This window comes from Streptomyces sp. MMG1533, from assembly GCF_001279775.1.
GTDB lineage: Bacteria > Actinomycetota > Actinomycetes > Streptomycetales > Streptomycetaceae > Streptomyces.
The window spans coordinates 12,836-39,579 of sequence record NZ_LGDG01000284.1; the positions used below are offsets into that span (position 1 = coordinate 12,836).

At 72.9% G+C, this 26,744-nt stretch carries 21 protein-coding genes and 1 riboswitch; of the genes, 16 read left to right on the forward strand and 5 right to left on the reverse strand.

The genetic code is table 11. From position 1 onward, the window contains the following. Nucleotides 1-4: 4 nt before the first annotated feature. The 3 genes from ADK57_RS44395 to ADK57_RS44405 form a co-directional block, all read right to left on the reverse strand. Entirely contained in the window at nucleotides 5-1,423 is a 1,419-nt protein-coding gene (locus tag ADK57_RS44395) for a hypothetical protein (protein WP_199830812.1), read from the reverse strand. Between the two features lie 395 nt (nucleotides 1,424-1,818). Next, on the reverse strand, nucleotides 1,819-2,949 hold the full coding sequence (locus ADK57_RS44400) for an alpha/beta hydrolase (RefSeq protein WP_053755462.1): 1,131 nt from the start codon (nucleotides 2,947-2,949) through the stop codon (nucleotides 1,819-1,821). Between the two features lie 91 nt (nucleotides 2,950-3,040). Continuing rightward, nucleotides 3,041-3,772 (reverse strand): class II aldolase/adducin family protein, encoded by a 732-nt coding sequence (locus ADK57_RS44405; protein WP_053755463.1) that lies wholly within the window; start codon nucleotides 3,770-3,772, stop codon nucleotides 3,041-3,043. A 196-nt stretch (nucleotides 3,773-3,968) separates the two neighbouring features. On the opposite strand from ADK57_RS44405, the gene ADK57_RS44410 reads away from it, so the two are divergent. The 10 genes from ADK57_RS44410 (at nucleotide 3,969) to cobI (ending at nucleotide 17,676) form a co-directional block, all read left to right on the forward strand. Next, on the forward strand, nucleotides 3,969-4,718 hold the full coding sequence (locus ADK57_RS44410) for a lysozyme (RefSeq protein ID WP_053755464.1): 750 nt from the start codon (nucleotides 3,969-3,971) through the stop codon (nucleotides 4,716-4,718). A gap of 153 nt (nucleotides 4,719-4,871) precedes the next feature. Further along, nucleotides 4,872-6,119 (forward strand): inorganic phosphate transporter, encoded by a 1,248-nt coding sequence (locus ADK57_RS44415; RefSeq protein WP_053755465.1) that lies wholly within the window; start codon nucleotides 4,872-4,874, stop codon nucleotides 6,117-6,119. 43 nt (nucleotides 6,120-6,162) lie between these two features. Continuing rightward, nucleotides 6,163-6,384 (forward strand): hypothetical protein, encoded by a 222-nt coding sequence (locus ADK57_RS44420; protein ID WP_053755466.1) that lies wholly within the window; start codon nucleotides 6,163-6,165, stop codon nucleotides 6,382-6,384. Nucleotides 6,385-6,528: 144 nt separating this feature from the next. Then, nucleotides 6,529-6,672, forward strand: a riboswitch (cobalamin riboswitch). Between the two features lie 99 nt (nucleotides 6,673-6,771). Next, entirely contained in the window at nucleotides 6,772-7,713 is a 942-nt protein-coding gene (locus ADK57_RS44425; protein ID WP_053755467.1) for a cobalamin biosynthesis protein, read from the forward strand. Continuing rightward, nucleotides 7,710-9,218, forward strand: coding sequence for a cobyric acid synthase (locus tag ADK57_RS44430; RefSeq protein WP_053755468.1), 1,509 nt, complete (start codon nucleotides 7,710-7,712; stop codon nucleotides 9,216-9,218). The genes ADK57_RS44425 and ADK57_RS44430 overlap by 4 nt, the downstream gene beginning before the upstream one ends. Continuing rightward, on the forward strand, nucleotides 9,215-12,886 hold the full coding sequence (gene cobN / locus ADK57_RS44435; RefSeq protein WP_053755469.1) for a cobaltochelatase subunit CobN: 3,672 nt from the start codon (nucleotides 9,215-9,217) through the stop codon (nucleotides 12,884-12,886). The genes ADK57_RS44430 and cobN overlap by 4 nt, the downstream gene beginning before the upstream one ends. Further along, a complete protein-coding gene (locus tag ADK57_RS44440) occupies nucleotides 12,883-14,886 on the forward strand; it encodes a putative cobaltochelatase (protein ID WP_053755470.1) in 2,004 nt (667 codons plus the stop codon). The genes cobN and ADK57_RS44440 overlap by 4 nt, the downstream gene beginning before the upstream one ends. Beyond that, on the forward strand, nucleotides 14,886-15,485 hold the full coding sequence (gene cobO, locus ADK57_RS44445) for a cob(I)yrinic acid a,c-diamide adenosyltransferase (RefSeq protein WP_053755471.1): 600 nt from the start codon (nucleotides 14,886-14,888) through the stop codon (nucleotides 15,483-15,485). The genes ADK57_RS44440 and cobO overlap by 1 nt, the downstream gene beginning before the upstream one ends. Further along, entirely contained in the window at nucleotides 15,482-16,948 is a 1,467-nt protein-coding gene (locus ADK57_RS44450; RefSeq protein ID WP_053755580.1) for a cobyrinate a,c-diamide synthase, read from the forward strand. The genes cobO and ADK57_RS44450 overlap by 4 nt, the downstream gene beginning before the upstream one ends. After that, on the forward strand, nucleotides 16,945-17,676 hold the full coding sequence (gene cobI / locus ADK57_RS44455; RefSeq protein ID WP_107091804.1) for a precorrin-2 C(20)-methyltransferase: 732 nt from the start codon (nucleotides 16,945-16,947) through the stop codon (nucleotides 17,674-17,676). Before ADK57_RS44450 ends, cobI begins: the two co-directional genes overlap by 4 nt. 14 nt (nucleotides 17,677-17,690) lie before the next feature. Here cobI and ADK57_RS44460 read toward each other — a convergent pair whose 3' ends face one another. Next, nucleotides 17,691-18,419, reverse strand: coding sequence for a ZIP family metal transporter (locus tag ADK57_RS44460; RefSeq protein WP_053755473.1), 729 nt, complete (start codon nucleotides 18,417-18,419; stop codon nucleotides 17,691-17,693). Between the two features lie 110 nt (nucleotides 18,420-18,529). Here ADK57_RS44460 and cobM point away from each other — a divergent pair, with 110 nt between their 5' ends. Genes cobM through cobC form a run of 6 tightly spaced genes read left to right on the forward strand, consistent with a single transcriptional unit; the run spans nucleotide 18,530 to nucleotide 24,847 of the window. Then, on the forward strand, nucleotides 18,530-19,348 hold the full coding sequence (gene cobM, locus ADK57_RS44465) for a precorrin-4 C(11)-methyltransferase (RefSeq protein WP_053755474.1): 819 nt from the start codon (nucleotides 18,530-18,532) through the stop codon (nucleotides 19,346-19,348). Continuing rightward, a complete protein-coding gene (locus tag ADK57_RS44470) occupies nucleotides 19,345-20,589 on the forward strand; it encodes a bifunctional cobalt-precorrin-7 (C(5))-methyltransferase/cobalt-precorrin-6B (C(15))-methyltransferase (protein WP_053755475.1) in 1,245 nt (414 codons plus the stop codon). Before cobM ends, ADK57_RS44470 begins: the two co-directional genes overlap by 4 nt. Further along, entirely contained in the window at nucleotides 20,586-22,280 is a 1,695-nt protein-coding gene (gene cobJ / locus ADK57_RS44475) for a precorrin-3B C(17)-methyltransferase (RefSeq protein WP_053755476.1), read from the forward strand. Before ADK57_RS44470 ends, cobJ begins: the two co-directional genes overlap by 4 nt. A 5-nt stretch (nucleotides 22,281-22,285) precedes the next feature. After that, nucleotides 22,286-22,876 (forward strand): precorrin-8X methylmutase, encoded by a 591-nt coding sequence (locus tag ADK57_RS44480; RefSeq protein WP_053755581.1) that lies wholly within the window; start codon nucleotides 22,286-22,288, stop codon nucleotides 22,874-22,876. After that, entirely contained in the window at nucleotides 22,873-23,796 is a 924-nt protein-coding gene (locus tag ADK57_RS44485; RefSeq protein ID WP_053755477.1) for a sirohydrochlorin chelatase, read from the forward strand. The genes ADK57_RS44480 and ADK57_RS44485 overlap by 4 nt, the downstream gene beginning before the upstream one ends. Continuing rightward, entirely contained in the window at nucleotides 23,786-24,847 is a 1,062-nt protein-coding gene (cobC, locus tag ADK57_RS44490; RefSeq protein ID WP_234390593.1) for an Rv2231c family pyridoxal phosphate-dependent protein CobC, read from the forward strand. Before ADK57_RS44485 ends, cobC begins: the two co-directional genes overlap by 11 nt. Here cobC and ADK57_RS44495 read toward each other — a convergent pair. Next, nucleotides 24,795-26,735 (reverse strand): DUF2264 domain-containing protein, encoded by a 1,941-nt coding sequence (locus ADK57_RS44495; RefSeq protein WP_078973677.1) that lies wholly within the window; start codon nucleotides 26,733-26,735, stop codon nucleotides 24,795-24,797. The two genes, cobC and ADK57_RS44495, sit on opposite strands and share 53 nt — an antisense overlap. Nucleotides 26,736-26,744 lie beyond the last annotated feature (9 nt).

A 26,744-nucleotide genomic window follows, 5' to 3' on the forward strand; every position in this document is an offset into this window, starting at 1 on the left:
CGCGTCAGCTTCCTCCGGTGTGCACCTGGAAGGCCGCCCGGCGTACCGCCTTCGCCAGGGCGGGGTCGGGATGCGCGGCGGCCAGCGCGACCAGGACCTGCACGGTGCGGGGGTGACCGACGGCCCGCACCTCGTCGAGGAGCGAGGGGACGGTCGGCTGCACCGCGGACTCCAGGTGCCGCACGAGCATCGGAGCCTCGCCGTGGTCGGCGACGGCGGCGGCGGTGTCGACCCACAGCCAGGTCGCCTCCTCCCGGGTGAGGACCTCGTGGGCGTCCTCCGGGTCGATGCCGTCGTGCTCGGCCAGCCACAGCAGGGCGTACGGCCGCAGCGTGGGCTCGTCGGCCACGGAGCGCACGTCGGGCTCGGCGGGGGCGCCGACGACGCGCAGCGCCTCGAAGGCGAGGCCGCGCAGCAGGGCGTCCTCGCCGCGGGCGGCGCCGAGCAGCTCGGTGACGGCGCTGCCGACGGGGCGGGCGGCGAGCCAGGCGCGGTACTCGGCGCGAGCCGCGTTCGGGCGCAGCTGGGCGCAGCCGCGGAGCATGTCCTCGGCCGCCTGCTCGATGTTCCCGGCGGGGCTCTGCGCGGCGACGCAGATCTGCTCCAGCTTGACCCAGACCGCCCAGTTGCCGAGCGGGGTGAGCGTGGCCTGCCCGTCGCCGTAGGTGAGCGCACCGACGGAGGCGAGGGCGCGCAGCGCCCAGTCGAGGAGGGGGGAGAGCGAGGCGTCGGCGGGCCCCGGCGGGGCCGGGGGCGTCGGCGCGGGTACCGGTACCGGCTGTGGGCCGTACGGGATCTCGCAGCGCTCGGTGCGCAGCTCGGTGACCCGCTGCTCGAGGAGGTCGAGGAGCTGCTCCACGGGCACGGGGCCGGCGGACAGCTGGAGGAAGGAGAGCACCTGGGGCATCGCCGAGACGACCTCGGCGACGGCGGCCGGCTCGTGGTCGGCGGGTTCGGCAAAGGCGAGCGACCAGGCGTCGAAGAGGGCCACCCAGCCGCGCAGCACCGCGCTGTCGTCGCGGTCCCAGGCACGCAGCCGCCAGCCGGGGCGGGCGCTGCCGCCGTGCACCTCGACGAGTCCGGCGAGACGGGCGGTGTCCCAGTCGGCGCGGACCTGACCCGCGGTCAGGCCCAGGTCGGCGGCGGCCCGTTCCGCGGTCTCGTCGGAGAGGGTGCCCTTGCTGTCGGGGTTCGCGCCGTCCCGGCGGGGGCGCAGCGCGGCGTCCGCCCAGTGGGCGACGCGGGCCGCGGCGGCCAGTCCGGAGCGTGCCATTCTGGCCAGCTCCGCGGGGGCCGGAGTGCCTTCGGGCGGGCGGGGTGCGGCGCGGCGCGGGCGCCGCTGGTTCACAGCTCTGGGGGCGGCGGCCAGGGGTCGCGGGCGGACGAGTCGAAGCCTGGAGTCGCGCGGGATACGGGACGTCACGGGTGCAGTCTTCCGGTTGACGGTCCGAAAACCCAAACGGAATGTCACGGCGGGCGACGGGGATGGCCAACGCCGAGCCCCGGCGGGGGGTCGTAGGCCGAGATCAGGCCAGTGGTACGGCGTTAAACGGAACCGGTGGGACCGGAGGTGGACCGGGAGTGGGCCAGGGGTGGGCCAGGGTTACACGGGCGGGGTGGAGTGCTGTGCGGCGAGCACCGGATGAGGGGACGGCAACAAGGGGGTTTCACATCAGGGGCCGTTCGCGGCCTGTCACATCAAGGGCGTTCGCGGCCCGTCACGCCAGGGGCGTTCGCGGCCCGTCACGCCAGGGGCGTTCGCGGCCCGTCACATCAAGGCCGTTCGCGGCCCGTCACATCAAGGCCGTTCGCGGCCCGTCACATCAAGGGCGTCAGGAAGCGGCGCAGGACCTCTTCGTAGGCCTTGGGGTCGGCGTTCCACATGGCCGCGTGGGGCGCCTGACGGACCGTGTGGAGGGCGACCCGGTCGGGACGGATCGCGGCGAGGCGGCGGGAGTGGCGCCAGGGGGCCACGGTGTCGTCCGGGCCGTGGAAGATCAGGGTCGGCGGGATGTCGAGCAGCTCGGGGGCCGCGGCGGCGTCCAGGCGGTCGCCGTACAGGCCGGTGCGGCCCTGCGCGGCGCGTACCGCGAGCGGCAGGAGGGCGCCCGGGGTGCGGCGGGCCGAGGCGAGGGCGCGCAGGGTCGCTTCCCAGCTGAGGACCGGGGAGTCCAGGACGAGTCCCGAGATCCGCTCGCGCAGCCCCGAGTGCGCGGCGGCGCGCAGCGCCATCGTGGCGCCGGTGGACCAGCCGTGCAGGACGACCTGCCGGGCGCCGTGGTGGACGGCGTAGCGGATCGCCGCGTCCAGGTCGCGCCACTCGGTCTCGCCGAGGTGGTTCAGGCCGTCCGGCGGACGGGGGGCGCCGAGGTCGCCGCGGTAGGCGAGGGCGAGCACCGGGAAGCGGTGGCGGTGCAGGAACTCCATGACGTTCATGGAGTGTTCGCGGGTGGTGCCGAGACCGTGCACCGCGATCACCCAGGTGCCTCGCATGCCGGGCACGAACCAGGCGGGCAGGGTGCCGAGTTCGCCGGGGATGTCGACGTCGGCGTGGTCCAGGCCGAGGGCGGCACGGGGGTCGCCGACGTACACGTTCGGGGTGAGCCAGACCTTGTCGCCGGGCTTCAGGGTGCCGTGCGTGACGCGCTCCAGGCGGCGTACGACGGTGTCGGCGGAGTGGGACTCCGCGTCGAGCACGGGGCCGACGACCGCGTGCGAGCCCTCGCCGCCGAGGCCGTACATGCCGGGGCGCAGGGCGGCCAGATCGCGGGTGAGGGCGATGCGGCCGGCCGCCGTCGCGTGCACGGTGAGCCGGGGTTCGGTGGGCAGGGGCCGGCCCGGGGGCGCCTTGAGCGCGGCGTCGCTGGCGAGCCGGCCGGCGGCGATCCCGGCGGCGCCGGCAGCCAGGGCTGCGGTGACGGCGGCGGCTGTTGCGGTGACGGTGCGCACCCGTCCAGTGTCCTGGCGGACCTCGCCGACGGCCAGTGGGAGGGCGGTCCGGGGTGACGACTCCGCCGGGGGCGCGCGGCGTGCGGGGGGGTCAGCCCCGCTGCCCGTACCCCCGCAGCCGGTCCCCCGCCTCCGCCACCTGTGCCTCGGACAGCAGGGAGGGCGACAACCCCGGCACCGAGGACGCCGTCAGCCACAGGCGGCACATCCATTCCAGCTGGGCCGTGCGGTCGTAGGCCTGGTCCAGGGTGGTGCCGTAGGTGAGGGTGCCGTGGTTCTGGAGGAGGCAGGCGGAGCGGTCGGCGAGGGCGTGGAGCATGTTCTCGGCCAACTCGTCGGTGCCGTATGCGGCATACGGGGCAACTCGGACGGAGCCGCCCAGCGCGGCGGCCATGTAGTGGATCGCCGGGAGCTCGGCGACGAGCGTCGAGACGGCCGTGGCGTGCACGGCGTGGGTGTGGACGACGGCACGGGCTTCGGTGGCGCGGTAGACGGCCAGATGCATGGGCAGTTCGCTGGTGGGGACGAGGGCGCCGAGGACCTGGCGGCCGTCGAGGTCGACGCCGGTGACGTCCTCCGGCGCGAGCCGGTCGTAGGGGACGCCCGACGGTGTGACCAGGACGGTGTCCTCGATGCGTATCGAGACGTTGCCCGAGGTGCCGACGACCAGTCCGTCGGACACCGTCCGGCGGGCCGTCGCGACGAGCGCCTCCCAGGCGTGCGCCTCCTCGGGGCGCACACTTCTCCCTCGCGGCGCCCGCACATCCTGTGCGCCCTCCCCGACGCCCCGCACGCCCCGCGCGTCCCGCCACTCCTCAGCCATGCCGCGATCCTGCCAGGCGCGGCACCGACCCGCCCCCGGACGTGGGCACTTTAGGCCGGAACCGGCGGCTCCGAAAGATCGCATATAGGCATACATGGGCTTCTTCGATCGCTTGGCCGGAGATCGTCGAAGATTGGATGATCTTCCAGTAATCTCTGGGAGATTTTTCGTGCACGTCGCCATTCCGGGGGGACATATGGCCCGTGATCGCAATCCGTCCTGCCGCCACACCCGTGCTTTTGCGGTGTCCGTGGCGGCACTCACCGTCGGGGGGATGGCCCTCGCCGAGACGCCCGCCTCGGCAGCCGGCCTGCCGAAGGGGCACGACGTCTCTTCCCACCAGAAGAACGTCGACTGGCAGAAGGCCAGGACGAAGGGCGCCAAGTTCGTCTACGTCAAGGCGACCGAGTCCACCACCTACCGCAACCCCTACTTCGGCCGGCAGTACAACGGCGCGCGCAACGCGGGCATCCTCCGCGGGGCATACCATTTCGCCCTGCCGAACAAGTCGTCCGGCACGTCGCAGGCGGCGCACTTCGTGCGCAACGGCGGCAGATGGAGTGCGGACGGCTGGACGCTGCCTCCCGCACTCGACATCGAGTACAACCCGTACGACAAGAAGCACAAGTGCTACGGCCTGACCAAAGCGAAGATGGTCAGCTGGATCAAGTCGTTCAGCGACGAGACGAAGCGGCTCACCGGCCGCCGTCCGGTGATCTACACGACCACCCACTGGTGGAACACGTGCACCGGCAGCAGCCGCGCCTTCGCCTCGAACCACGCGCTGTGGGTCGCCCGTTACAACTCCGCGGACGCGGGAGCGCTGCCGGCCGGCTGGTCGTTCTGGACGATCTGGCAGTACGACAACAGCGGCAGTCTGCCGGGTGACCAGAATCTCTTCAACGGGTCCATGACCCGGCTGAGGAAGTTCGCCGGAGGCAGTTGACCGTGCGGCATCCGGGCCGCGCGGAGCGCCTGGGGTTCGACGGTGCGAGAACCATCGACTCCAGACACCGTGCGGTCCTGCTCAGTTCACCTTCCGTTCACCCAGGTTACCTACGTTCATACGACCAATGACCTCGAACGATTGCCTGGGTAAATGGAAAACTTCTCGCTGATCCTCGCGATTGTGGTCGTAACCGCACTCGCGTTCGATTTCACGAACGGTTTCCACGACACCGCCAACGCGATGGCCACCACCATCTCGACCGGTGCACTCAAGCCCAAGGTCGCGGTGGCCATGTCCGCCGTGCTGAACCTTGTGGGCGCTTTCCTCTCCGTGGAGGTCGCCAACACGATCTCCAAGGGTCTCGTCGACGAGACCGGCATCCGTCCCGAGGTCATCTTCGCCGCCCTGGTCGGCGCGATCCTCTGGAACCTGCTCACCTGGCTGGTCGGGCTCCCCTCCAGCTCCTCGCACGCCCTCATGGGCGGCCTGATCGGCGCCACCATCGCCTCGGCGGGCGTCGGCGCGGTGCACGGTGACGTCCTGGTCACCAAGGTCCTGATCCCGGCGATCGCCGCTCCGATCGTGGCCGGCCTGGCCGCGATGCTCGCCACGCGCCTGTCGTACCGCGTCGGCAAGAAGGCCGACGGCAAGGCCGCCGAGAAGGGCTACCGCGCCGGCCAGATCGCCTCCGCGGGCCTGGTCTCGCTCGCCCACGGCACGAACGACGCGCAGAAGACGATGGGCATCATCACCCTCGCCCTGGTCGCGGGCGGCGCCGTCGCCCCCGACTCCGACCCGCCCACCTGGGTCATCCTCTCCGCGGGCCTCGCCATCGCGCTCGGCACCTACCTCGGCGGCTGGCGCATCATCCGCACCATGGGCAAGGGCCTGACCGACCTCCAGCCGCAGCAGGGCTTCGCCGCCCAGACCAGCGCGGCCACGGTCATCCTGGCCTCCTCCCACATCGGCTTCTCCCTCTCCACCACGCACTCCGTCTCCGGCTCGGTGATGGGCGCGGGCCTCGGCCGCAAGGGCGGCGTGGTCCGCTGGTCGACGGCCACCCGCATGTTCGTCGCCTGGGGCCTCACGCTCCCGGCCGCGGCCCTGGTCGGCGCGCTCGCGGAGTACGTGACCGGCATCGGTACCTGGGGCACGGCCGTCGTCGCCGTCTTCCTGATCGCTTCCAGCGCCGCGATCTGGAAGCTCTCGCGCCGCGAGGTCGTCGACCACAGCAACGTCAACGACGCCGAGGAGCCGGCCGGCGTGGTGACCACGGCGATCGCCGCCGTGACGCCGCCGCCCACGGGCACGGTGGCCGAGGACCTCACGGCCACGATCCCGGCGCCGGCCGCGGCCAACGCCGCCGACCCCGCGGCCCCTTCGGCCACCACCGTCTGAGCCCCGCCACCCAGGCACCACCCCTCCTGAAGGAAGAACCAGCATGAAGATCGACTGGGCGGCCCTCGGCTCCGTCTTCGGCGTCAGCCTCGTAATCACCGTGGCCCTCGTGGCCCTCTTCACCCTCGGCATCGTCGGCCTGTCCCGCCAGGAGCGGGCGGCGGCCCAGGGCGGGTCCGCGGGGCTGGCGGCGACAGGGGCGTACGCGTGCTTCGCGGCGTGTGCGGCGGCTGTGGGGTACGGGATCTATCTGATCGTGGCCTGAGTCCGCCCGACGCGCGGAGCGTCGGCACAGCGACTCGAGACACCGTTCCGTGGGGCGGGGAAGCATGCTTCCCCGCCCCACGGCTTTGTGTACGCATGTGGGCCTCAGCACACTCCTCCGCCCCAGGTCAACAGCAAGTTGACGGCCCTTCCAACCCCGTGGTGGACTGCCGGAGCCATGTACGGCGGCAGGAGAGGAAGCCCGGTGTGAGTCCGGCGCGGTCCCGCCACTGTCACCGGGGTAGGAAGCCCCGGGAGCCAGGAACTCTCACCGCCGATCTCGTCGAACCAGGGCGTGGACACCCTGAGTGAGGACATATCGCCATGCGCGGCTGCCGTTCGAGGTTCAACACCAGCACCCTGTCTGTGACAGCGGTCGGCTGAGTCCATGCGTGCCGATCGCGTTTTCGCGTACGGCGCCGCCGCCGGCCTTCTCTGCGACCTCCTGCTGGGCGATCCACGCCGCGGGCATCCGGTCGCCGTGTTCGGGCGGGCCGCTGGTGCCGTGGAACGGGTGCTGTGGCGGGACCACCGGGGGTGGGGCGCGCTGCACGCCGTCGTGTGCGCCGGGGGCGCTGTTGCCCTGGGGGGCGTGGCCGCTCGCGCCGTCCGTACGTCCCCTGCCGTCTCCATCGCGCTGACCGGCGCCGCCACCTGGGCCGTCGTCGGGGGGACTTCGCTTGCCCGGGAGGCCCGGATCGTCGGGCGTGCCCTGGAAGCGGGGGACGTCGACGGGGCCCGGGCGCGGCTGCCGCATCTGTGCGGGCGGGATCCGCAGGCCCTCGACGCCGACGGGATCGCCCGGGCCGTGGTCGAGTCCGTCGCCGAGAACACCTCCGACGCCGTCGTGGGGGCGCTCGTCTGGGGGGCCGTCGGTGGCGTGCCGGGGCTGCTCGGGTTCCGGGCCGTCAACACCCTCGACGCCATGGTCGGGCACAAGTCGGCCAAGTACCGGCGATACGGGTGGGCTTCCGCCCGGCTCGACGACGTCGCGGGATGGCCCGGGGCGCGGCTGACCGCCGTACTGGCCGCGGTGGCGGGTCCGGATCCGCGGGGGGCCGTACGGGCCTGGCGTGCCGATGCCGCGAAGCATCCGAGCCCCAATGCCGGCCCCGTGGAGGCCTCGTTCGCGGGGGCGCTGGGGGTGCGGCTCGGCGGGACGCTGTCGTACGGGGGCCGGGTGGAGCACCGGCCCGTGCTGAATGACGAAGGGCGCGCCGTCGCCGTCCAGGACATCGAACGGGCCGTACGACTGTCCCGTAGCGTCGGTTGGCTCGCGCTCGGAGTCAGCGTCGCCGCACGGCTCGTGGCGAAGGGGCGTATGTCATGAACGGTGGTCTTCTCGTCGCCGGCACCACCTCCGACGCGGGCAAGAGTGTCGTCACCGCCGGGATCTGTCGGTGGCTGGTGCGGCAGGGGGTCAAGGTGGCGCCCTTCAAGGCGCAGAACATGTCCCTCAATTCGTTCGTGACCAGGGAAGGGGCCGAGATCGGGCGGGCCCAGGCGATGCAGGCCCAGGCCTGTCGGGTCGAGCCGACGGCGCTCATGAATCCCGTGCTGCTGAAGCCGGGCGGCGAGCAGAGCAGTCAGGTCGTGCTGCTCGGGAAGCCGGTCGGTGAGCTCAGCGCGCGTGGGTATCACGGGGGGCGGCAGCAGAAGCTTCTCGGGACCGTTCTCGACTGTCTCGCCGAGTTGCGGGGCACGTATGACGCGGTGATTTGTGAGGGGGCCGGGAGCCCCGCCGAGATCAATCTGCGGCGGACGGACATCGTGAACATGGGGATCGCCCGGAACGCCGGGCTGCCTGTGCTGGTGGTGGGTGACATCGACCGTGGCGGGGTCTTCGCCTCCTTCTTCGGCACCGTCGCGCTGCTCTCACCGGAGGACCAGGCGCTCGTCGCCGGGTTCCTCGTCAACAAGTTCCGGGGGGACGTGTCGCTCCTGGAGCCGGGCCTGGACATGCTGCACGGGCTCACCGGGCGGCACACGTACGGCGTCCTGCCCTTCCGGCACGGGCTCGGCATCGACGAGGAGGACGGGCTGCGGGTGTCGTTGCGGGGAACCGTACGGGAGTCGAACACGGCCCCGCCCGTCGGCGAAGACGTCCTGCGCGTCGCCGTCTGCGCGATCCCCCTCATGTCCAACTTCACCGACGTGGACGCCCTGGCCGCCGAACCGGGCGTCGTCGTGCGGTTCGTGGACCGGCCGGAGGAACTGGCGGACGCCGACCTCGTGGTGATTCCGGGGACCCGGGGGACGGTCCGGGCGCTGGAGTGGCTGCGGGAGCGGGGGCTTGCGGAAGCCATCGTCCGAAGGGCCGCCGAGCAAAAGCCCGTCCTCGGCATCTGCGGCGGCTTCCAGGTCCTCGGCGAGCACATCGAGGACGACGTCGAGAGCCGGCGCGGGCAGGTCGACGGGCTCGGAATCCTCCCCGTCCGTGTGCGGTTCGCCCGCGAGAAGACCCTCACCCGGCCCGTCGGCGAGGCCCTCGGCGAGCACGTCGAGGGGTACGAGATCCATCACGGGGTCGCCGAGATCAATGGCGGGGATCCCTTCCTGGACGGCTGCCGGGTCGGTGGCACCTGGGGCACCCACTGGCACGGCTCGCTGGAGTCGGACGGATTCCGGCGGGCGTTCCTGCGCGAGGTGGCGGCCGCCGCGGGCCGTCGTTTCGTGCCGGCCGCCGACACCTCGTTCGCCGCGCTGCGCGAGGAGCAGCTCGACCGGCTCGGCGACCTGATCGAACAGCACGCGGACACGGACGCGCTGTGGCGGCTCATCGAGTCCGGCGCGCCGCAAGGACTGCCTTTCATTCCACCGGGAGCGCCCGCATGAGCACAGTGTTGTTGTTGTCGACCGCCGACACGGATCTGCTGGCGGCCCGGGCCGCTGCCGATGCGTCGTACCGGATCGGCAATCCGACCCGGGTGGATGTCGCGGAGGAGCTTCCGCGGCTCGTCGAGGGCTCGGACATCGCCGTCGTCCGACTACTGGGCGGCAAGCGGGCCTGGGAGGACGGGCTGGCCGCCCTCAGGGCCTCGGGGATCCCGACCGTCCTGCTCGGCGGAGAGGCCGTGCCCGACGCGGAGCTCATGGCCGAGTCGTCCGTGCCTGCCGGTGTGGTGGCCGAGGCGCTGCGGTATCTCGTCGAGGGCGGGCCCGCCAACCTCACCGAACTCGCGCGTTTCCTCTCCGACACCGTGCTGCTGACGGGCGAGGGGTTCGTCGAGCCGCAGAAGATGCCGGAGTACGGCGTCCATGGGGACCGTCCGGTCCAGGACGGCCGTCCGACCGTCGGCGTGCTCTTCTACCGCGCCCATGAACTCAGCGGCAACACCGCCTTCGTGGACACGCTGTGCGACGCGATCGAGGCGCGGGGCGCCAACGCCCTTCCCGTGTACTGCGGTTCGCTGCGCGGCGCCGACGCCGGGCTGTACGAGATCCTCGGCAGGACCGACAGCCTGGTCGCGACCGTCCTCGCCGCCGGCGGCACGCACGCCTCGCAGGCGTCGGCCGGCGGTGACGAGGAGGCCTGGGACATCGGGGCGCTCGCCGACCTCGACGTCCCTGTGCTGCAGGGGCTTTGCCTGACGTCCTCCAAGCAGGCCTGGGACGAGTCCGACGCCGCCCTCTCCCCCATGGACGCGGCGATGCAGGTCGCGATCCCGGAGTTCGACGGGCGGCTGATCACGGTCCCCTTCTCCTTCAAGGAGCAGGGGCCGGACGACGTTCCCGTGTACGTCGCCGACCCGGAGCGGGCCGCGCGGGTCGCCGGAATCGCCGTACGGCATGCGCGGTTGAAGCACAAGCCGAACCAGGACAAGAAGCTCGCGCTCGTCTTCACCGCCTACCCGACCAAGCACTCGCGGGTCGGGAACGCGGTCGGCCTCGACACGCCCGCCTCGGCGATCCGCGTCCTGGACGCGCTCCGGGACGCCGGGTACGGCGTCGAAGGGCATCCAGACAACGGTGACGAGCTGATCCACCGGCTGATCAACGCCGGTGGCCACGACGTCGAATGGCTCACCGAGGAGCAGCTCGCCGCGGCGCCCGCGCGCGTGCCGCTGGCGGACTACCGGGCGTGGTTCGAGAAGCTCGACCCGGCATTGCAGGAAGCGATGCTGGAGGCGTGGGGCGAGCCGCCGGGCAGCCTCTACGTGGACGGGGACGACATCGTGCTGGCCTCGCTCCAGTTCGGGAACGTCGTCGTGATGATCCAGCCGCCGCGCGGCTTCGGCGAGAACCCGATCGCGATCTACCACGACCCGGACATGCCGCCGTCGCACCACTACATGGCTGCCTACCGGTGGCTGGAGGCTGCAACGTCGCAGGGGGGCTTCGGCGCCGACGCCATCGTGCACATGGGCAAGCACGGCACCATGGAATGGCTGCCGGGCAAGGGGCTCGGCCTCAGCGGCGGCTGCGCCCCCGACGCCGTGCTCGGTGCACTCCCCCTCATCTACCCCTTCATCGTCAACGACCCCGGCGAGGGCACCCAGGCCAAGCGGCGCGGCCACGCCACGGTCGTCGACCACCTGGTGCCGCCGATGGCCCGGGCCGACACCTACGGCGACCTGGCCAAACTGGAGCAGCTGCTCGACGAGTACGCGCTGGTCTCCGACCTGGACCCGACGAAGGCGCCCGCCGTGCGCGCGCAGATCTGGACGCTGGTGAAGGCGGCCGAGCTGCACCACGACCTGCACGTCGACGACCAGCCCGACGACGACGCGTTCGACGAGTTCGTCATGCACATCGACGGCTATCTGTGCGAGATCAAGGACGTGCAGATCCGGGACGGGCTGCACATCCTCGGCGGCGGTCCGGTCGCCGAACCGCGCGTGAACCTCGTGCTCGCCGTGCTGCGTGCCTCGCAGGTGTGGGGAGGGCAGGCGAACGCCCTCCCGGGGCTGCGGGCCTGCCTCGCGGCTCATTTCGGGCTCACCGAAAAGGAGTTGCTGGCCGAGCCCGGGGCGCCGGTCAAGGTCCCGGTGGAGCTGACGGACCTCGTCGAGGGCCCGGCCCGCTCGGCCGCCGACGCCATCGACCTGCTGGAGCAGCTGTGCCGGCGGATCGCGGAGGGCATGGAGGCGCGCGGTTGGGCGGCGGGCGACAGCCGTGCGCTCATCCGGGAGGTCATCGGCACCGAACTCCCCTCCGCCGTCGCCGTGCTGGAGTTCGCCTGCAACGAGGTCGTGCCTCGCCTGGAGAAGACCACCGACGAGATCGGCCACATCCTCAAGGCCCTCGACGGCGGTTACGTCCCCGCGGGGCCGTCCGGTTCGCCGACGCGCGGCCTGGTCAACGTCCTCCCGACCGGGCGCAACTTCTACTCCGTGGACCCCAAGGCCATTCCCTCCAGGCTGAGTTGGGAGGTCGGGCAGTCCCTCGCGGACTCGCTGGTGCAGCGGTACCTGCAGGACACCGGTGACTACCCGAAGTCCGTCGGCCTGACCGTGTGGGGCACGTCCGCGATGCGCACCCAGGGCGACGACATCGCCGAGATCCTGGCCCTGCTGGGCTGCCGCCCGGTGTGGGACGACGCCTCGCGCCGGGTGACCGGCTTCGAGGTCGTGCCCCTGGCCGAGCTCGGGCGGCCCCGCATCGACGTCACGGTCCGCATCTCCGGCTTCTTCCGGGACGCGTTCCCGCACGTCGTGGGGCTGATCGACGACGCCGTGCAGGCGGTGGCCGAGCTGGACGAGCCGGCCGAGGGGAACTTCGTGAAGGCGCATGCCGACGAGGACACCGCCGAGCACGGCGACAGGCGGCGCGCGACGGCCCGTATCTTCGGCTCCAAGCCGGGCGCGTACGGAGCGGGTCTGCTGCCGCTGATCGACGCCCGCAACTGGCGCAGCGACGCCGACCTCGCCGAGGTGTACGCGGTGTGGGGCGGCTACGCGTACGGGCGCGGGCTCGCAGGGCGGGCGGCGCGCGGGGACATGGAGACGGCGTTCAAGCGGATCGCCGTGGCGGCGAAGAACGTCGACACCCGCGAGCACGACCTCGTCGACGCCGACGACTACTTCCAGTACCACGGCGGCATGGTCGCCATGGTCCGGCACCTGACGGGCGCCTCCCCCGAGGCGTACGTCGGTGACTCGGCCACACCGGACCAGGTGAAGACCCGCACGCTCGGCGAGGAGACGCACCGCGTCTTCCGCGCCCGGGTGGTCAACCCGCGCTGGATGGCGGCCATGCGCCGGCACGGCTACAAGGGTGCCTTCGAGATGGCGGCGACCGTCGACTACCTCTTCGGGTACGACGCCACGGCCGGGGTCGTGGACGACTGGATGTACGAGAAGCTCAGCGCGGAGTACGTCTTCGACCAGGAGAACCGGGACTTCATGAAGAAGTCCAACCCCTGGGCGCTGCGCGGCATCACGGAACGGCTTCTGGAGGCCGCCGACCGCGGACTGTGGGCCGAGCCGGACGCCGACACGATCGAGCGGCTGCGGGCCACCTACCTGGAGCTGGAAGGCGACTTGGAGGGCGACGACAAGTGAGTACCCCGTTCCCGTTCACGGCCGTCGTCGGCCAGGACGACCTGCGCCTCGCGCTGCTGCTGAACGCCGTGTCCCCGGCGGTCGGCGGTGTGCTGGTGCGCGGCGAGAAGGGCACCGCCAAGTCGACGGCGGTGCGGGCCCTTTCGGCGCTGCTGCCGGAGGTCTTGGTCGTTTCCGGCTGCCGATTCTCGTGCGACCCCGCGGGGCCGGACCCCGCCTGCCCCGACGGGCCGCACGAGCCCGGCAACGGCACCGCGCGCCCGGCCCGCATGGTCGAACTCCCCGTCGGGGCCTCCGAGGACCGGCTCGTCGGCGCCCTCGACATCGAGCGGGCGCTCGCCGAGGGCGTGAAGGCCTTCGAGCCCGGACTGCTCGCCGACGCGCACCGCGGGATCCTCTACGTCGACGAGGTCAACCTCCTCCACGACCACCTCGTCGACCTGCTCCTCGACGCGGCGGCGATGGGTGCGTCGTACGTCGAACGCGAGGGCGTCTCCGTACGGCATGCCTCGAAGTTCCTGCTCGTCGGGACCATGAACCCCGAAGAGGGCGAGCTGCGGCCGCAGTTGCTCGACCGGTTCGGGCTGACCGTCGAGGTCGCGGCCTCGCGGGAGCCCGACCAGCGGGTGGAGGTCGTACGTCGGCGGCTCGCGTACGACGACGACCCGGCCGGCTTCGCCGCGCGGTGGGCCGACGAGGAGACCGCCGTACGGGCGCGGATCGTGGCGGCGCGGGAGCTGCTGCCGTCGGTGCTGCTGGGCGACGGGGCGCTCAGGCAGATCGCGGCGACCTGTGCCGCCTTCGAGGTGGACGGCATGCGGGCCGACATCGTGATGGCTCGGACGGCGACCGCACTGGCCGCGTGGGCCGGGCGGACCGAGGTGATCGCGGAGGACGTACGGCAGGCCGCGCTGCTCGCGCTGCCGCACCGCAGGCGTCGTAATCCCTTTGACGCGCCCGGACTTGACGAGGACAAGCTCGACGAGACCCTCGAGGAGTTCGGGGGCGACTCCGGCGAGGAGGATCCGGATCCCGACGGGCCCGGTGGCGGTGGCGGGCAGCCGCCGTCGGAGGACGGCCCTGAGGGAGGCGACACCGGTGCGCGGCCCGAGGCCGGGGAGGAGGGCGGCGAGCCGCAGCCTTCCGGTGGCGGCTCGGGTGAGCAGCAGCCGGCCCGGGCCTCCGAGCCCTTCCGTACCAAGGTGCTGAGCGTGCCCGGACTCGGTGAGGGGGCCGCCGGGCGGCGTTCGCGGGCGCGGACCGAGCACGGGCGGACGACCGGGGCCCGGCGACCCCGAGGGGCGCTGACCAAGCTGCACCTGGCGGCGACCGTACAGGCGGCCGCGCCGCATCAGCGGGCGCGGGGGCGGTCGGGGCGCGGTCTCGTCGTACGCCGTGACGATCTGCGGCAGGCGACGCGGGAAGGACGCGAGGGGAATCTCGTGCTGTTCGTCGTCGATGCGTCGGGCTCGATGGCGGCTCGGCAGCGGATGAGCGCGGTGAAGGGCGCCGTGCTGTCGCTGCTGCTCGATGCCTACCAGCGGCGGGACAAGGTGGGGCTGGTGACCTTCCGCGGGTCCGCCGCCGAGGTCGCGTTGCCGCCGACCTCGTCCGTCGACGCCGCGGCGGTTCGGCTGGAGTCGCTGCCCACCGGTGGACGGACGCCGCTCGCGGCGGGCCTGCTGCGGGCGCACGAGGTGCTGCGGGTGGAGCGGCTGCGGGATCCCGCGCGGCGCGCGCTGGTCGTGGTCGTGACCGACGGTCGCGCCACGGGTGGGCCGGAGCCGGTGGCGCTCGCCGGGCGTGCGGCTCGGCTGTTCGCGGCCGAGGGGGTCGCCTCCGTGGTCGTGGACTGCGAGTCGGGGCCCGTGCGGCTGGGGCTGGCCGGGCAGCTCGCGGGTGAGCTGGGTGGTACGGCGGTGACGCTGGACGAGCTGCGGGCGGACTCCATCGCCGGGCTGGTCAGGGAAGTTCAGGGCAATTCGAGGAGGGCCGCGTAATGCCGCAGGGGCAGCCGAGTGTCGTGCCGGAGGACGGTCTGACGACCCGTCAGCGTCGTAACCGGCCTCTCGTCGTCGTGCACACGGGGATCGGGAAGGGCAAGTCCACCGCTGCTTTCGGGCTTGCGCTGCGCGCCTGGAACCAGGGGTGGCCGATCGGGGTGTTCCAGTTCGTCAAGTCGGCGAAGTGGAAGGTCGGCGAGGAGAACGCGCTGCGGGTGCTGGGGGCCAGTGGTGAAGGCGGGTCCGTCGACTGGCACAAGATGGGCGAGGGCTGGTCGTGGGTGCAGCGCGACGCGCAGATGGACAACGAGGAGAAGGCCCGCGAGGGCTGGGAGCAGGTCAAGCGGAACCTGGCCGCCGAGACGTACAGGCTGTATGTGCTGGACGAGTTCGCGTACCCCATGCACTGGGGGTGGATCGATGTCGATGAGGTCGTCTCCGTGCTGCGGGACCGGCCCGGGACCCAGCATGTGGTGATCACCGGGCGCAATGCTCCCGAGAAGCTCGTCGAGTTCGCCGATCTTGTGACCGACATGTCCAAGGTCAAGCACCCGATGGACGCCGGGCAGAAGGGGCAGAGGGGCATCGAGTGGTGACTGCTTCCGTCCCTCGGCTGGTCATTGCCGCGCCCTCTTCGGGCAGCGGCAAGACCACCGTTGCCACGGGGTTGATGGCCGCGCTCGCCGCGCGGGGGCTTGCCGTGTCCCCGCACAAGGTCGGGCCGGACTACATCGACCCCGGGTATCACACGCTCGCCACCGGGCGGGTGGGGCGGAATCTCGACGCGTATCTGTGCGGAGCCGAGCTGATCGGGCCGTTGTTCGCGCATGGCGCGCGGGGGTGTGACATCGCCGTCGTCGAGGGTGTGATGGGGCTGTACGACGGGGCCGCCGGGGAGGGTGAACTGGCGTCCACCGCTCATGTGGCGAAGTTGCTGCGGGCGCCGGTGGTGCTGGTCGTCGACGCGTCGTCGCAGTCGCGGTCGGTGGCGGCGCTGGTGCACGGGTTCGCGTCGTGGGATCCGGAGGTGCGGGTCGGGGGCGTGATCCTGAACAAGGTCGCGTCCGATCGGCACGAGGAGCTGCTGCGGGAGGCGTTGGACTCCGCCGGGGTGCCGGTACTGGGGGTGTTGCGGCGGGTGGCTCAGGTGTCGACGCCGTCGCGGCATTTGGGGTTGGTGCCGGTTGCCGAGCGGCAGGGGGCAGCTGTCGAGGCCGTTGCCGCGATGGCCGAGCAGGTGCGTGCCGGGTGTGATCTGGAGGCGTTGGTTGCGCTGGCGCGAGGTGCTGGTGCGTTGTCCTGTGCGGCTTGGGATGCGGCTGAGGTCCTGGTTTCCTCGCCCCCGCCGCCCCTTCCCGTCCCGTCCCTGGGGGCTGCGCCCCCAGACCCCCCTTCGGCCCTGAAGGGGCCTTGTCCTCAAACGCCGGACGGGCTGGGTGCGGCCGGCCCGGGCTCAAGGGTGCGGATCGCTGTCGCCGGAGGGGCCGCGTTCACGTTCTCCTATGCGGAGCACTCCGAGTTGCTCGGCGCCGCCGGAGCTGAGGTCGTCGTTTTCGATCCTCTCCGTGATGAGCAACTGCCGGACCGAACCGGCGGGTTGGTCATCGGCGGCGGATTCCCCGAGGTGTACGCCGCCGAGCTGTCCGCCAACGAGCCGCTGCGCAAGGCCGTTGCCGAACTCGCCCTCGGTGGTGCTCCGATCGCCGCGGAGTGTGCCGGGCTCCTCTATCTCTGCCGTGAGCTCGACGGGCAGCCCATGTGCGGGGTGCTCGATGCCACCGCACGGATGGGCGAGCGGCTCACCCTCGGCTACCGGGACGCCGTGGCCGTGAGTGACAGTGTGCTTGCCGCCGCGGGGACGCGGATGCGCGGGCACGAGTTTCATCGGACGGTCGTGGAGCCGGGGGCGGGGGACGCTCCCGCCTGGGGTGTGCGGACCCCGAACCGGCGGGTCGAAGGTTTTGTGGAGCGCGCGGTGCACGCGAGTTATCTGCACACGCACTGGGCGTCGGAGCCCGGTGTCGCCCGTAGGTTCGTGGAGAGGTGCCGGACGTCATGAGCAGCAGACTGGTCGGAGTCGGGGTCGGGCCCGGGGATCCGGAGCTGGTGACCGTCAAGGGCGTCAACGCTCTGCGCGCCGCCGAGGTCGTCGTCGTACCCGTGATGGATACGGGTGAGCGGGGGCGAGCTGAAGCGACCGTGTTGCACTACGTGCCCGAGGAGAAGGTCGTACGGGTCGTGTTCGCGCTCAACGAGCGCAGTGACCGGGTGCGGCGGGAGGCCGCCTGGGACGCGGCCGGGGACCGGGTCGCCCGGCTGCTGGAAGCCCATGGCTCCGTCGCCTTCGCGACCATCGGCGATCCGAACGTGTACTCCACGTTCACCTATCTCGCGCAGACCATCGGCGAGCTGGTGCCGGGCGTCGTCGTGGAGACCGTGCCCGGGATCACCGCGATGCAGGACCTGGCGGCGCGTTCCGGGGCGGTGCTCACGGAGGGGACCGAGCCGCTGACGCTGGTGCCGGTGACCGCCGGGGCCGCCGTGCTCAAGGACGCCTTGAACGGGCCCGGGACCGTCGTCGCCTACAAGTTCGGGCGGCAGGCGCAGGAGGTGGCCGAGGCGCTGCGGGAGACGGGGCGGATCGACGACGCGGTGTGGGGGTCGGCGCTCGGACTGTCGGAGGAGTCCATCCGGCCCGCCGCCGAGCTGGACGGGGAGCCCCTGCCCTATCTCTCGACGCTCATCGCGCCCGCGCGGCGCGACGGCGGGCGAGGCGGCAAGCTGTGACACCCCACAGAGCATCACTCGGCGATGCCCACCACCAGCCAGATGAACAACGCGCCCGCGATCGTGCACAGCACGGTCGAGCGGGCGGCATGTTCGTGGTGGGCCTCGGGCAGGATCTCGGCCGCCGCGAGGTACAGGAGCGCCCCTCCGAAGAGGCCGAGATAGCTGCCGAGCAGGGTCTCCGGGATGGTGAACAGGAGCGTCGAGGCCGCGCCCAGCACGGGTGCGGCCGCGTCCGCGAACAGCATGGCGAGCGCCCTGCGGCGGGCGTTCCCGTACAGGCTCGTGATCGTGTACGTGTTGAAGCCGTCCGCGAAGTCGTGGGCGACGACGGCCAGCGCCACCGCCGCGCCCATGCCGCCGCCCACCTGGAAGGCCGCGCCGATCGCCACGCCGTCCATGGCACTGTGACCGACCATCGCGGCCGCCGCAGTGAGGCCCACCTCGGGCGCGCGGCCGTTGTGCTCCTCGGCGCCGTGCGCGGCCTGCCGTACCGCCAGCAGTCGTTCCACCAGATGGGCCATCAGGAACCCGGCCACGAACAGGAGCAGGGCCGCCGGTACGCCGAACACCTCGTGACCGGCCGCGTCCAGCGCCTCCGGCAGCAGGTCCAGGCCGACCACGCCCAGCATCAGGCCGCCGGCCAGGCCCAGTACGAGATGGCGGCGGTCGGTCACACGCAGTGCCGTCCAGCCGCCGGCCAGCGTCATCAGGAACGCGCCGAGCGCGACGAAGACCGCCATGTGCTCTTGGTATCCGATCAAGCCCCGTTCACGCACATCCGACGCAGGCGCCCGCAGTACTCGTAAGACCCCGTAAGACCTCGCAAGACCTTGAAGAGAGGACCGTTCCCATGGCCGAAGCCCCCACCGGCAAGGTGACCTTCGTCGGTGCCGGCCCCGGCGCCGCCGATCTGCTGACGTTCCGTGCCGCGCGTGCCATCGCCGAGGCCGACGTCGTGATCTGGGCGGCCAGCCTGGTTCAGGCGGAGGTCCTCGAGCACGCACGCGAGGGCGCGGAGATCCTCGACTCGGCGACGATGTCCCTGGAGGACGTGGTGGCCGTGTACGAGCGGGCGCTGGCTGAGGGCCTGCGGGTGGCCCGTATCCACTCCGGCGACCCGGCCCTGTGGGGCGGTACGCAGGAGCAGCTCGACCGGTGTGCCCGGATCGGCATCGACACCGAGGTGATCCCGGGTGTCTCCGCCTTCTCCGCCGTCGCCGCGCTCGTGCAGCGCGAGCTGACCATCCCCGAGGTCGCGCAGTCCGTCGTGCTCACCCGGCTCGGCGGCGGCAAGACGCCGATGCCGCCCGGGGAGGAGGTACGGGAGTTCGCCAAGCACGGCACGACCATGGCGATCTTCCTTTCGGCGGCCCGCAGCGGACAGCTCGTGCGGGAGCTGCTGGAGGGCGGCTATCCGACCGGTACGCCGGTCGTGGTCGCGTACCAGGCGACCTGGCCGGAGGAGCTGATCGTGCGATGCACGATCGAGACGCTGGAGGAGACGGTCAAGGAGCACAAGCTCTGGAAGCACACTCTCTTCCTGGTCGGCCCGGCCCTCGACGCCCAGGGCACGCGCTCGCACCTCTACCACCCCGGTCACTTCCACGGCTACCGCAAGGCCGACCCGGAGGCCCGCAGGGCCTTGCGCGCGCGGGGTGCGAGCACGTGATCACGGTGGTCGGTACGGGGACGGGGGCGCCGCTTCCCGCCGATGCCGCGGCCGCCGTGGCCGGGGCCCGGCTGGTCGTGGGCGGCCGCCGGCATCTGGCCGCCGCGCCGGTCCCCGAGGACGCCGAGCAGGTGGTCCTCGGTGCGCTGGCGCCCGCGCTGGACGTCATCGAACGGCACCTGGAGAAGCGCAACCCCGTCGTCGTGCTGGCCTCCGGAGATCCCGGGTTCTTCGGGATCGTGCGGGTGCTGGCCGAGCGGTTCGGCGCGGACGTGCTCGATGTCCGGCCAGGGGTCTCGTCCGTGGCCGCCGCCTTCGCGCGGGCCGGGCTGCCGTGGGACGACGCGGTGGTCGTCAGCGCGCACGGCCGTGATCTGCGGACGGCGGTCAACGTGTGCCGGGCCCGGCCGAAGGTCGCCGTGCTGACGGGGCCGGGGGCCGGGCCGGCGGAACTCGGCGCCGCGCTCCGGGCCCATGCGCGCGTCCTGGTCGTCGCCTCCGCGCTGGGCTCCCCGGACGAGCGCCTGGAGCGGGTGACACCGGCCGAGGCCGCCGCCCGCGACTGGGGTACGGCGGTGAGCGTGGTGCTGTGCCTGGACGAGACGCGGGCGCTCGGTGCCGTGCGCACGGTCGCCGGGCCGCCCGCCGGGCCCTCCCGATGGGCCCTGGACGAGGGCGAGTTCACGCACCGGGACTCGATGATCACCAAATTCGAGGTGCGTGCGCTGGCGCTGGCCCGGCTCGGGCCGCGCCTCGGCGACCTGGTGTGGGATGTCGGCGCGGGCTCCGGTTCCGTGGCGGTGGAGTGCGCGCGGTTCGGCGCCGCCGTCACGGCGGTCGAGAAGACCCTGGACGGCGTCGGGCGGATCCGCGCGAACGCCGCCGCGCACGGGGTCGACGTACGGGTCGTGCACGGGGCGGCGCCGACCGTGCTGTCCGACCTCGCCGATCCCGATGCCGTGTTCGTCGGCGGCGGAGGGCGCGAACTGCCCTCCGTCGTCACGGCGTGCGCGCGGCGGGCCCGGCGTACGGTCGTCGTCGCCATGGCGGCGCTCGACCGGGTACCGGCCGCGCGCGCGGCGCTCACGGGCGCCGGGTTCGTCTGCGACGGGCTGCTGCTGCAGTCGTCCCGGCTCGCGCCGCTGCCCGGTGACGTGACCCGGCTCGCGGCGACCAATCCCGTTTTCCTGCTGTGGGGCGTCCGGCCTCAGGGCCTTGAAAGAGAAGGAGTTGCTCAGTGATCGGCCTCATTTCCGCCACCGCGGCGGGGGCGGCTGCGCGGGACCGGCTGGCCGCTGCGTGGCCGGATCGTACGCGCGTGTACGAGGGTCCCGTGGGGGACGCCGTACGAGCCGCGTTCGCGGAGTGCGAGCAGCTCGTGTGTTTTCTGGCGACGGGAGCGGTCGTACGACTGGTCGCGCCGCTGCTCGGCGACAAGACGTCCGACCCGGGTGTGGTGTGCGTCGACGAAGGCGGGCGGTTCGCCGTGTCGCTGGTCGGCGGGCACGGCGGCGGGGCCAATGAACTCGCCTCGGAGGTCGGGGAGTTGCTGGGGGCGCAGCCCGTGGTGACGACGGCGACCGACGCGGTGGGAGTGCCCGGCCTCGACACCCTCGGGTTCCCCGTGGAGGGCGATGTCGCGGGCGTTTCGCGAGCCGTGCTCGACGGCGAACCGGTGGCCCTGAAGGCGGACTTCGCCTGGCCGCTTCCGGCGCTCCGGGTCACCGCCAACGGGTCGTACGCGATCCGGCTGACGGATCGCCTCGTCGAGCCCGCCGGGCACGAGGTCGTCCTGCGCCCCCCGTCCCTCGTCGTCGGCGTCGGCGCCTCCAAGGGTGCCCCGGCCGACGAGGTGCTGGAGCTGGTCGAGGCCGCGCTGCGGGATGCGGGACTGTCCGCCCGTAGCATCGCCGAACTCGCCACCGTCGACGCCAAGGCGGAGGAAGCCGGGATCGTCGAGGCGGCCGAGCGGCTGGGCGTGCCTCTGGTGACCTACTCCGCACAGGAGTTGGCCGCCGTGGACGTGCCCAATCCCTCCCAGGCGCCGCTCGCCGCCGTCGGCACACCGTCCGTGGCCGAGGCCGCCGCGCTCGTGGGTGGGGGTGAACTCCTCGTTCCCAAGCGGAAGTCGGCGGCGAATCCCGCCATGGCGACCTGTGCCGTCGTGCGGCGGCCCGCGCGCGGCCGGCTCGCGGTCGTCGGGCTCGGCCCGGGCGCCCGGGACCTGCTCACGCCCCGCGCGAAGGCGGAGTTGCGGCGCGCTTCCGTGCTCGTCGGGCTCGACCAGTACGTCGACCAGATCCGTGACCTGCTGCGGCCGGGCACCCGGGTCCTGGAGTCGGGGCTCGGGGCCGAGGAGGAGCGGGCTCGGACGGCCGTGGAGGAGGCGCGCAAGGGACGGGCCGTCGCGCTGATCGGCAGCGGGGACGCCGGCGTGTACGCCATGGCCTCCCCCGCGCTCGCCGAGGCGTCCGACGACATCGACGTGATCGGCGTACCGGGCGTGACCGCGGCACTCGCCGCCGCCGCCGTCCTCGGTGCCCCGCTCGGGCACGACCACGCGTCGATCAGCCTGTCCGACCTGCACACTCCGTGGGAGGTCATCGAGCGGCGGGTACGGGCGGCGGCCGAGGCGGACATCGTCGTGACGTTCTACAACCCGCGCAGCCGGGGCCGGGACTGGCAGCTGCCGAAGGCGCTCGCGATCCTCGCGGAGCACCGGGAGCCGACGACGCCGGTCGGCGTCGTACGCAACGCGTCGCGGCCGGACGAGTCCGGTCGTCTCACGACACTGGCCGCCCTCGACCCGGCCACGGTCGACATGATGACCGTCGTGACGGTGGGCAACACGGCGACCCGGGACATCGCGGGGCGCATGGTGACGCCACGCGGCTACCGCTGGCAGGAGAGCACGCAGGAGGAGCCCAAGTGAACCGTGTGGATCGTGTGGTTCATCCGATCGAGCAGGAGTCCTTCCGCCGGCTGCGTGCCCGCCTGGACACCTCGCACTTCCCGCCGCTGACCCGGGCGGTGGTGGAGCGGGTCATCCACTCCGCCGCCGACCTGGAGTACGCGGCCGATCTCGTCATGGACGAGGGGCAGTTGGAGAAGGCGCACACTGCCCTGCACGCCGGGGCGCCCGTCGTGGTGGACGTGGAGATGGTGGCGGCCGGGATCACCCGGCGGGAGACCGTCTGCCGTCTCAAGGACGCCAGGTCCGGGCCGGAGCTGACCCGTTCGGCACACGCCGTGCGTCTGGCCTACGAACAGGTCGGCCCCGGCGCGCTCTGGGTGATCGGCTGTGCGCCGACCGCCCTGGAGGAACTGCTGACCCTGGACGCCTCCCCCGCGCTCGTGATCGGTCTGCCGGTCGGCTTCGTCGGCGCGGCCGAGTCCAAGGCCGCGCTGCGTGAGAGCGGACTGCCCGCCGTGAGCAACGTGTCCGAGAAGGGCGGTTCGGCCGTGGCCGCGGCCGCGCTCAACGCCCTGCTGTACCACCCCACTTCGCACTCCGAGGAGCAATCGTGACCACCCCGCCGCCCGCCCTGCTCATCGCCGGCCATGGCACCCGGGACGATGCCGGAGCCGAGGCGTTCCGCGACTTCGTCCGGGAGCTGGGCAGCCGCCACCCCGAACTGCCCGTCGCGGGCGGCTTCATCGAGCTGTCCCCGCCGCCGCTGGGGGACGCGGTCACCGAGCTGGTGGAGCGCGGCGTTCGACGGTTCGCCGCCGTGCCGCTGATGCTGGTGTCCGCCGGACACGCCAAGGGGGACATCCCGGCGGCGCTGGCGAGGGAGAAGGAGCGGCACCCCGGGATCTCGTACACGTACGGCCGTCCGCTGGGCCCGCATCCGTCGCTGCTGCGCGTGCTGGAGCGACGCCTGGACGAGGCGCTCGGCGGTGCGGCGCGCAGGCCCGAGGACCGGGCCGACGTGACCGTGCTGCTGGTCGGGCGCGGGTCGACGGACCCCGACGCGAACGCCGAGGTGCACAAGGCGGCGCGGCTGCTGTGGGAGGGGCGCGGGTACGCGGGCGTGGAGACGGCGTTCGTGTCGCTGGCGGCGCCGGACGTGCCGAGCGGGCTCGACCGGTGCGTGAAGCTGGGGGCGCGGCGGATCGTCGTCCTCCCCTACTTCCTCTTCACCGGCATCCTCCCGGACCGGGTGCAGCAGCAGACGGAGGGCTGGGCGGCCGCGCACCCGGAGGTCGAGGTGCGGTCCGCGGACGTGATCGGCCCGGAGCCGGAGCTGCTCGACCTGGTGATGGAGCGGTACGAGGAGGCCCTCAAGGGCGACCTGCGGATGAACTGCGACTCCTGCGTGTACCGGATCGCGCTGCCGGGCTTCGAGGACAAGGTGGGGCTGCCGCAGCAGCCGCACTTCCATCCCGACGACGACGGCCACCACCACGGACACCACCACCATGGCGCTCACTCCCATGCCCACTGAGGCACACGACCTGCGGCACCACGGCGACGCCGAGGTGCGTGACGACGGTTCGGCGCTGGTCGACCTCGCCGTGAACGTCCGCGCGGACACGCCTCCGGCGTGGCTGCGGGAGCGGATCGCCGAGTCGCTGACCGGGCTGGCCGCGTATCCGGACGGGCGGGCCGCGCGGGCGGCGGTCGCGGCACGGCACGGGCTGCCGGCGGAGCGGGTGCTGCTGACGGCGGGCGCCGCGGAGGCGTTCGTGCTGCTCGCCCGCGCCCTGAAGGTCCGTCAGCCGGTCGTCGTGCACCCGCAGTTCACTGAGCCGGAGGCGGCCCTGCGGGATGCCGGCCACACCGTCGACCGGGTACTGCTGCGCGAGGAGGACGGCTTCCGGCTGGACCCGTCGGCCGTCCCGGAGGACGCCGACCTGGTGGTGATCGGCAACCCGACCAATCCGACCTCGGTGCTGCACCCGGCCGCCACGATCGCCCGACTGGCCCGTCCCGGACGGACGTTGGTCGTGGACGAGGCGTTCATGGACGCGGTTCCCGGCGAGCGGGAGGCGCTGGCCGGGCGGACGGACGTACCCGGTCTCGTGGTCCTGCGCAGCCTCACCAAGACGTGGGGGCTGGCCGGGCTGCGCATCGGGTACGTACTGGCGGCCCCGGAGACGATCGCGGACCTGGAGCGGGCCCAGCCCCTGTGGCCGGTGTCCACCCCCGCCCTCGCGGCGGCACAGGCGTGCGTCTCGCCGCGGGCCCTGGCGGAGGCGGCCCACGCGGCCCACCGCATCGCCGCGGACCGGGCCCATCTGGTGGCGGGACTGGAAGAGTTCGCCACGGACGGGCTGCGGGTGGCCGGACCGGCCGAGGGGTCCTTCGTCCTCGTACGGCTGCCGCGCGCCACTGCCGTCCGCCGCCATCTGCGCGACCTGGGGTTCGCGGTCCGGCGTGGCGACACGTTCCCGGGTCTGGGCGAGGAGTGGCTGCGGCTGGCGGTGCGGGACCGGGCGACGGTCAACTCCTTCCTTCAGGCGCTGGACCGGGCGGTGACTCTGACCGGGGGCTGACGCGGGGTACCCGCTCCCGGGCGCCGTCGGGGAAGCGGATCTCCACGCTTGTGTCCGCGGCGACCGACGCGCTCGCCCCGGTGAGCGACACGTCCGGGTCGGCGCTCAGCACCACCAGCGTCACCAACAGCGGGGCGCCGCCGCCCAGTTCGAGGCAGGGCGTCGCCGAGTGCCGGCCGACGGCATTGGCGCCCTCGGCCCGCACCACCGTGGCCTCGGCACCGCCCCAGCCGTACAGGCCGACGATCGCGCTGGTCAGACCGTCCGCGCGGCGGGCCGTGGCCCGGCCGGGGCCCGTCCGGGCCACCGGGGGTGCGCTGTCGTCCGCGACGGCCCAGCCGCCTTCGCGCACCGGAGTCCCGGGCGGTACGTCGAGGTGGTGCACGCGCACCTCCCACGGCCCCCGCACCACGCTCACCGTCTCGATCCGATGCCCTCGCGCGCGATGCCAGGAAGCGGCCGGCCCGCCGTCGGCGAACAGCGGGTGGATGCGGCCGCGCGGGGACGGGGTGCCGTCGGGTGCGAGCAGGGCGAGGTGGTTGTCGGGGCCCGTGGGGGTCTCGGGGGCGGCGGCACTGGAGTAGGCGAACCGGGCGTAGTGCGGGCTGTCGTCGGCCGTGGCGGGCGGGGGCGGGAGCCGGTCGCTGCCGTGGTTGACGAGCCGTACGATCCCGTCGGCGGCGGTGGAGTGCAGCAGCCAGCCGGGGGCGGGCAGGGCCAGGGTGGTGTCGGCCGTGTCGACGGGGCCGGGCTCTTCGGCGGCCGTCCACACGGGGTGGGTCTCGGGCAGGAGCAGGCCGAGGAAGGCCTTGCTCGCCCAGTACGGGGAGGCCGGGCCCGAGTAGCGCTGGGTGACGGGGCGGAAGGGCCGGTACCAGCCGAGGGTGAGCAGCCCCCGCTCGTCGGGAACGCCGTGCTCGGCGAAGTGCCTCAGGGCTCCCGAGGCGAGACGGCGGGTGCGGCCGGGCGGCAGCGGGGTGGCGTCGGCGAGGGCGCCCGCCCACAGCGGGGCGGTGGTCGCGAAACGGTAGGTGAGGGAGCGGCCCTGGTGGACCGGGGCGCCGTCGGAGCCGAAGAAGTGCTGGTGGACGGCGAGGAACTCGGCGAGGCGGGTGCGGTGCCGGTCGACCGTCGCCGCGTCGGCGCGAGCTCCCGCGATCCGCGCCCACAGCACCGGATACAGGTGCAGGGCCCAGGCGTTGTAGTAGTCGAACTTGCGCCCGTCGCCGTCGGTGTACCAGCCCCCGCCCCGGTACCAGTCGTCCAGGCGGGCGAGTCCGGCGTCGATCTCGGCACGGCTGTGCGGGGCACCGACGGAGGCCAGGAACTCCTCCGTGATGACCTGGAACAGGCGCCAGTTGGAGTCGTTGACCTCGGCGCCGACGAAACCGCCCAGCCAGTCGGCGACCTGTCCGCGTACCCGGTCGTCGAGGTGGTCCCACAGCCACCGGCGGGACTCGTGCAGGGCGATGGCGATCGATGCGGCCTCCACCATCGGCTGGGCGCGGTCGGTGATGGGCGGCCAGCGTTCGTCGCCGTGCGGGTCGGTGCCGGCGGCGAGCCCGGTGGCGTACCGCTCGACGAGTGCGGGGGCGACGCGGCCGTTCGAGCCGGCGATGCGGAAGGCGGCCAGCAGGAACGATCGCGCGAAGCCTTCCAGGCCGTCCGACCAGGGCCCGGAGTGGCTGGCCGGTCCGGGCAGCCGGTACTGGGCGAAGCCCGGGGTCGCGTACGGCAGCAGTCCGTCGAGGAGCCGGTCGGCGATCGCCTCCCAGTGGGCGCGGGTCCAGCCGGTGACGGGTGAGAGCGCGAGGTCGGTCGGGGGCAGGCCGGGGAGATTCGGCAGCTGCGTCGGGTCGTCGGGGAGCGACACGTGCGGCGCGGTCATACGGGGGTG

Coding starts and splice junctions, on each gene's coding strand:
- ADK57_RS44425 (WP_053755467.1), top strand. CDS start 6,772: ATGCGTGCCGATCGCGTTTTCGCGTACGGCGCCGCCGCCGGCCTTCTC.
- cobI (WP_107091804.1), top strand. CDS start 16,945: ATGAGCAGCAGACTGGTCGGAGTCGGGGTCGGGCCCGGGGATCCGGAG.
- cobO (WP_053755471.1), top strand. CDS start 14,886: ATGCCGCAGGGGCAGCCGAGTGTCGTGCCGGAGGACGGTCTGACGACC.
- cobN (WP_053755469.1), top strand. CDS start 9,215: ATGAGCACAGTGTTGTTGTTGTCGACCGCCGACACGGATCTGCTGGCG.
- ADK57_RS44495 (WP_078973677.1), bottom strand. CDS start 26,735: ATGACCGCGCCGCACGTGTCGCTCCCCGACGACCCGACGCAGCTGCCG.
- ADK57_RS44420 (WP_053755466.1), top strand. CDS start 6,163: ATGAAGATCGACTGGGCGGCCCTCGGCTCCGTCTTCGGCGTCAGCCTC.
- ADK57_RS44410 (WP_053755464.1), top strand. CDS start 3,969: ATGGCCCGTGATCGCAATCCGTCCTGCCGCCACACCCGTGCTTTTGCG.
- cobM (WP_053755474.1), top strand. CDS start 18,530: ATGGCCGAAGCCCCCACCGGCAAGGTGACCTTCGTCGGTGCCGGCCCC.
- ADK57_RS44405 (WP_053755463.1), bottom strand. CDS start 3,772: ATGGCTGAGGAGTGGCGGGACGCGCGGGGCGTGCGGGGCGTCGGGGAG.
- ADK57_RS44430 (WP_053755468.1), top strand. CDS start 7,710: ATGAACGGTGGTCTTCTCGTCGCCGGCACCACCTCCGACGCGGGCAAG.
- ADK57_RS44460 (WP_053755473.1), bottom strand. CDS start 18,419: ATGGCGGTCTTCGTCGCGCTCGGCGCGTTCCTGATGACGCTGGCCGGC.
- ADK57_RS44415 (WP_053755465.1), top strand. CDS start 4,872: ATGGAAAACTTCTCGCTGATCCTCGCGATTGTGGTCGTAACCGCACTC.
- cobC (WP_234390593.1), top strand. CDS start 23,786: ATGCCCACTGAGGCACACGACCTGCGGCACCACGGCGACGCCGAGGTG.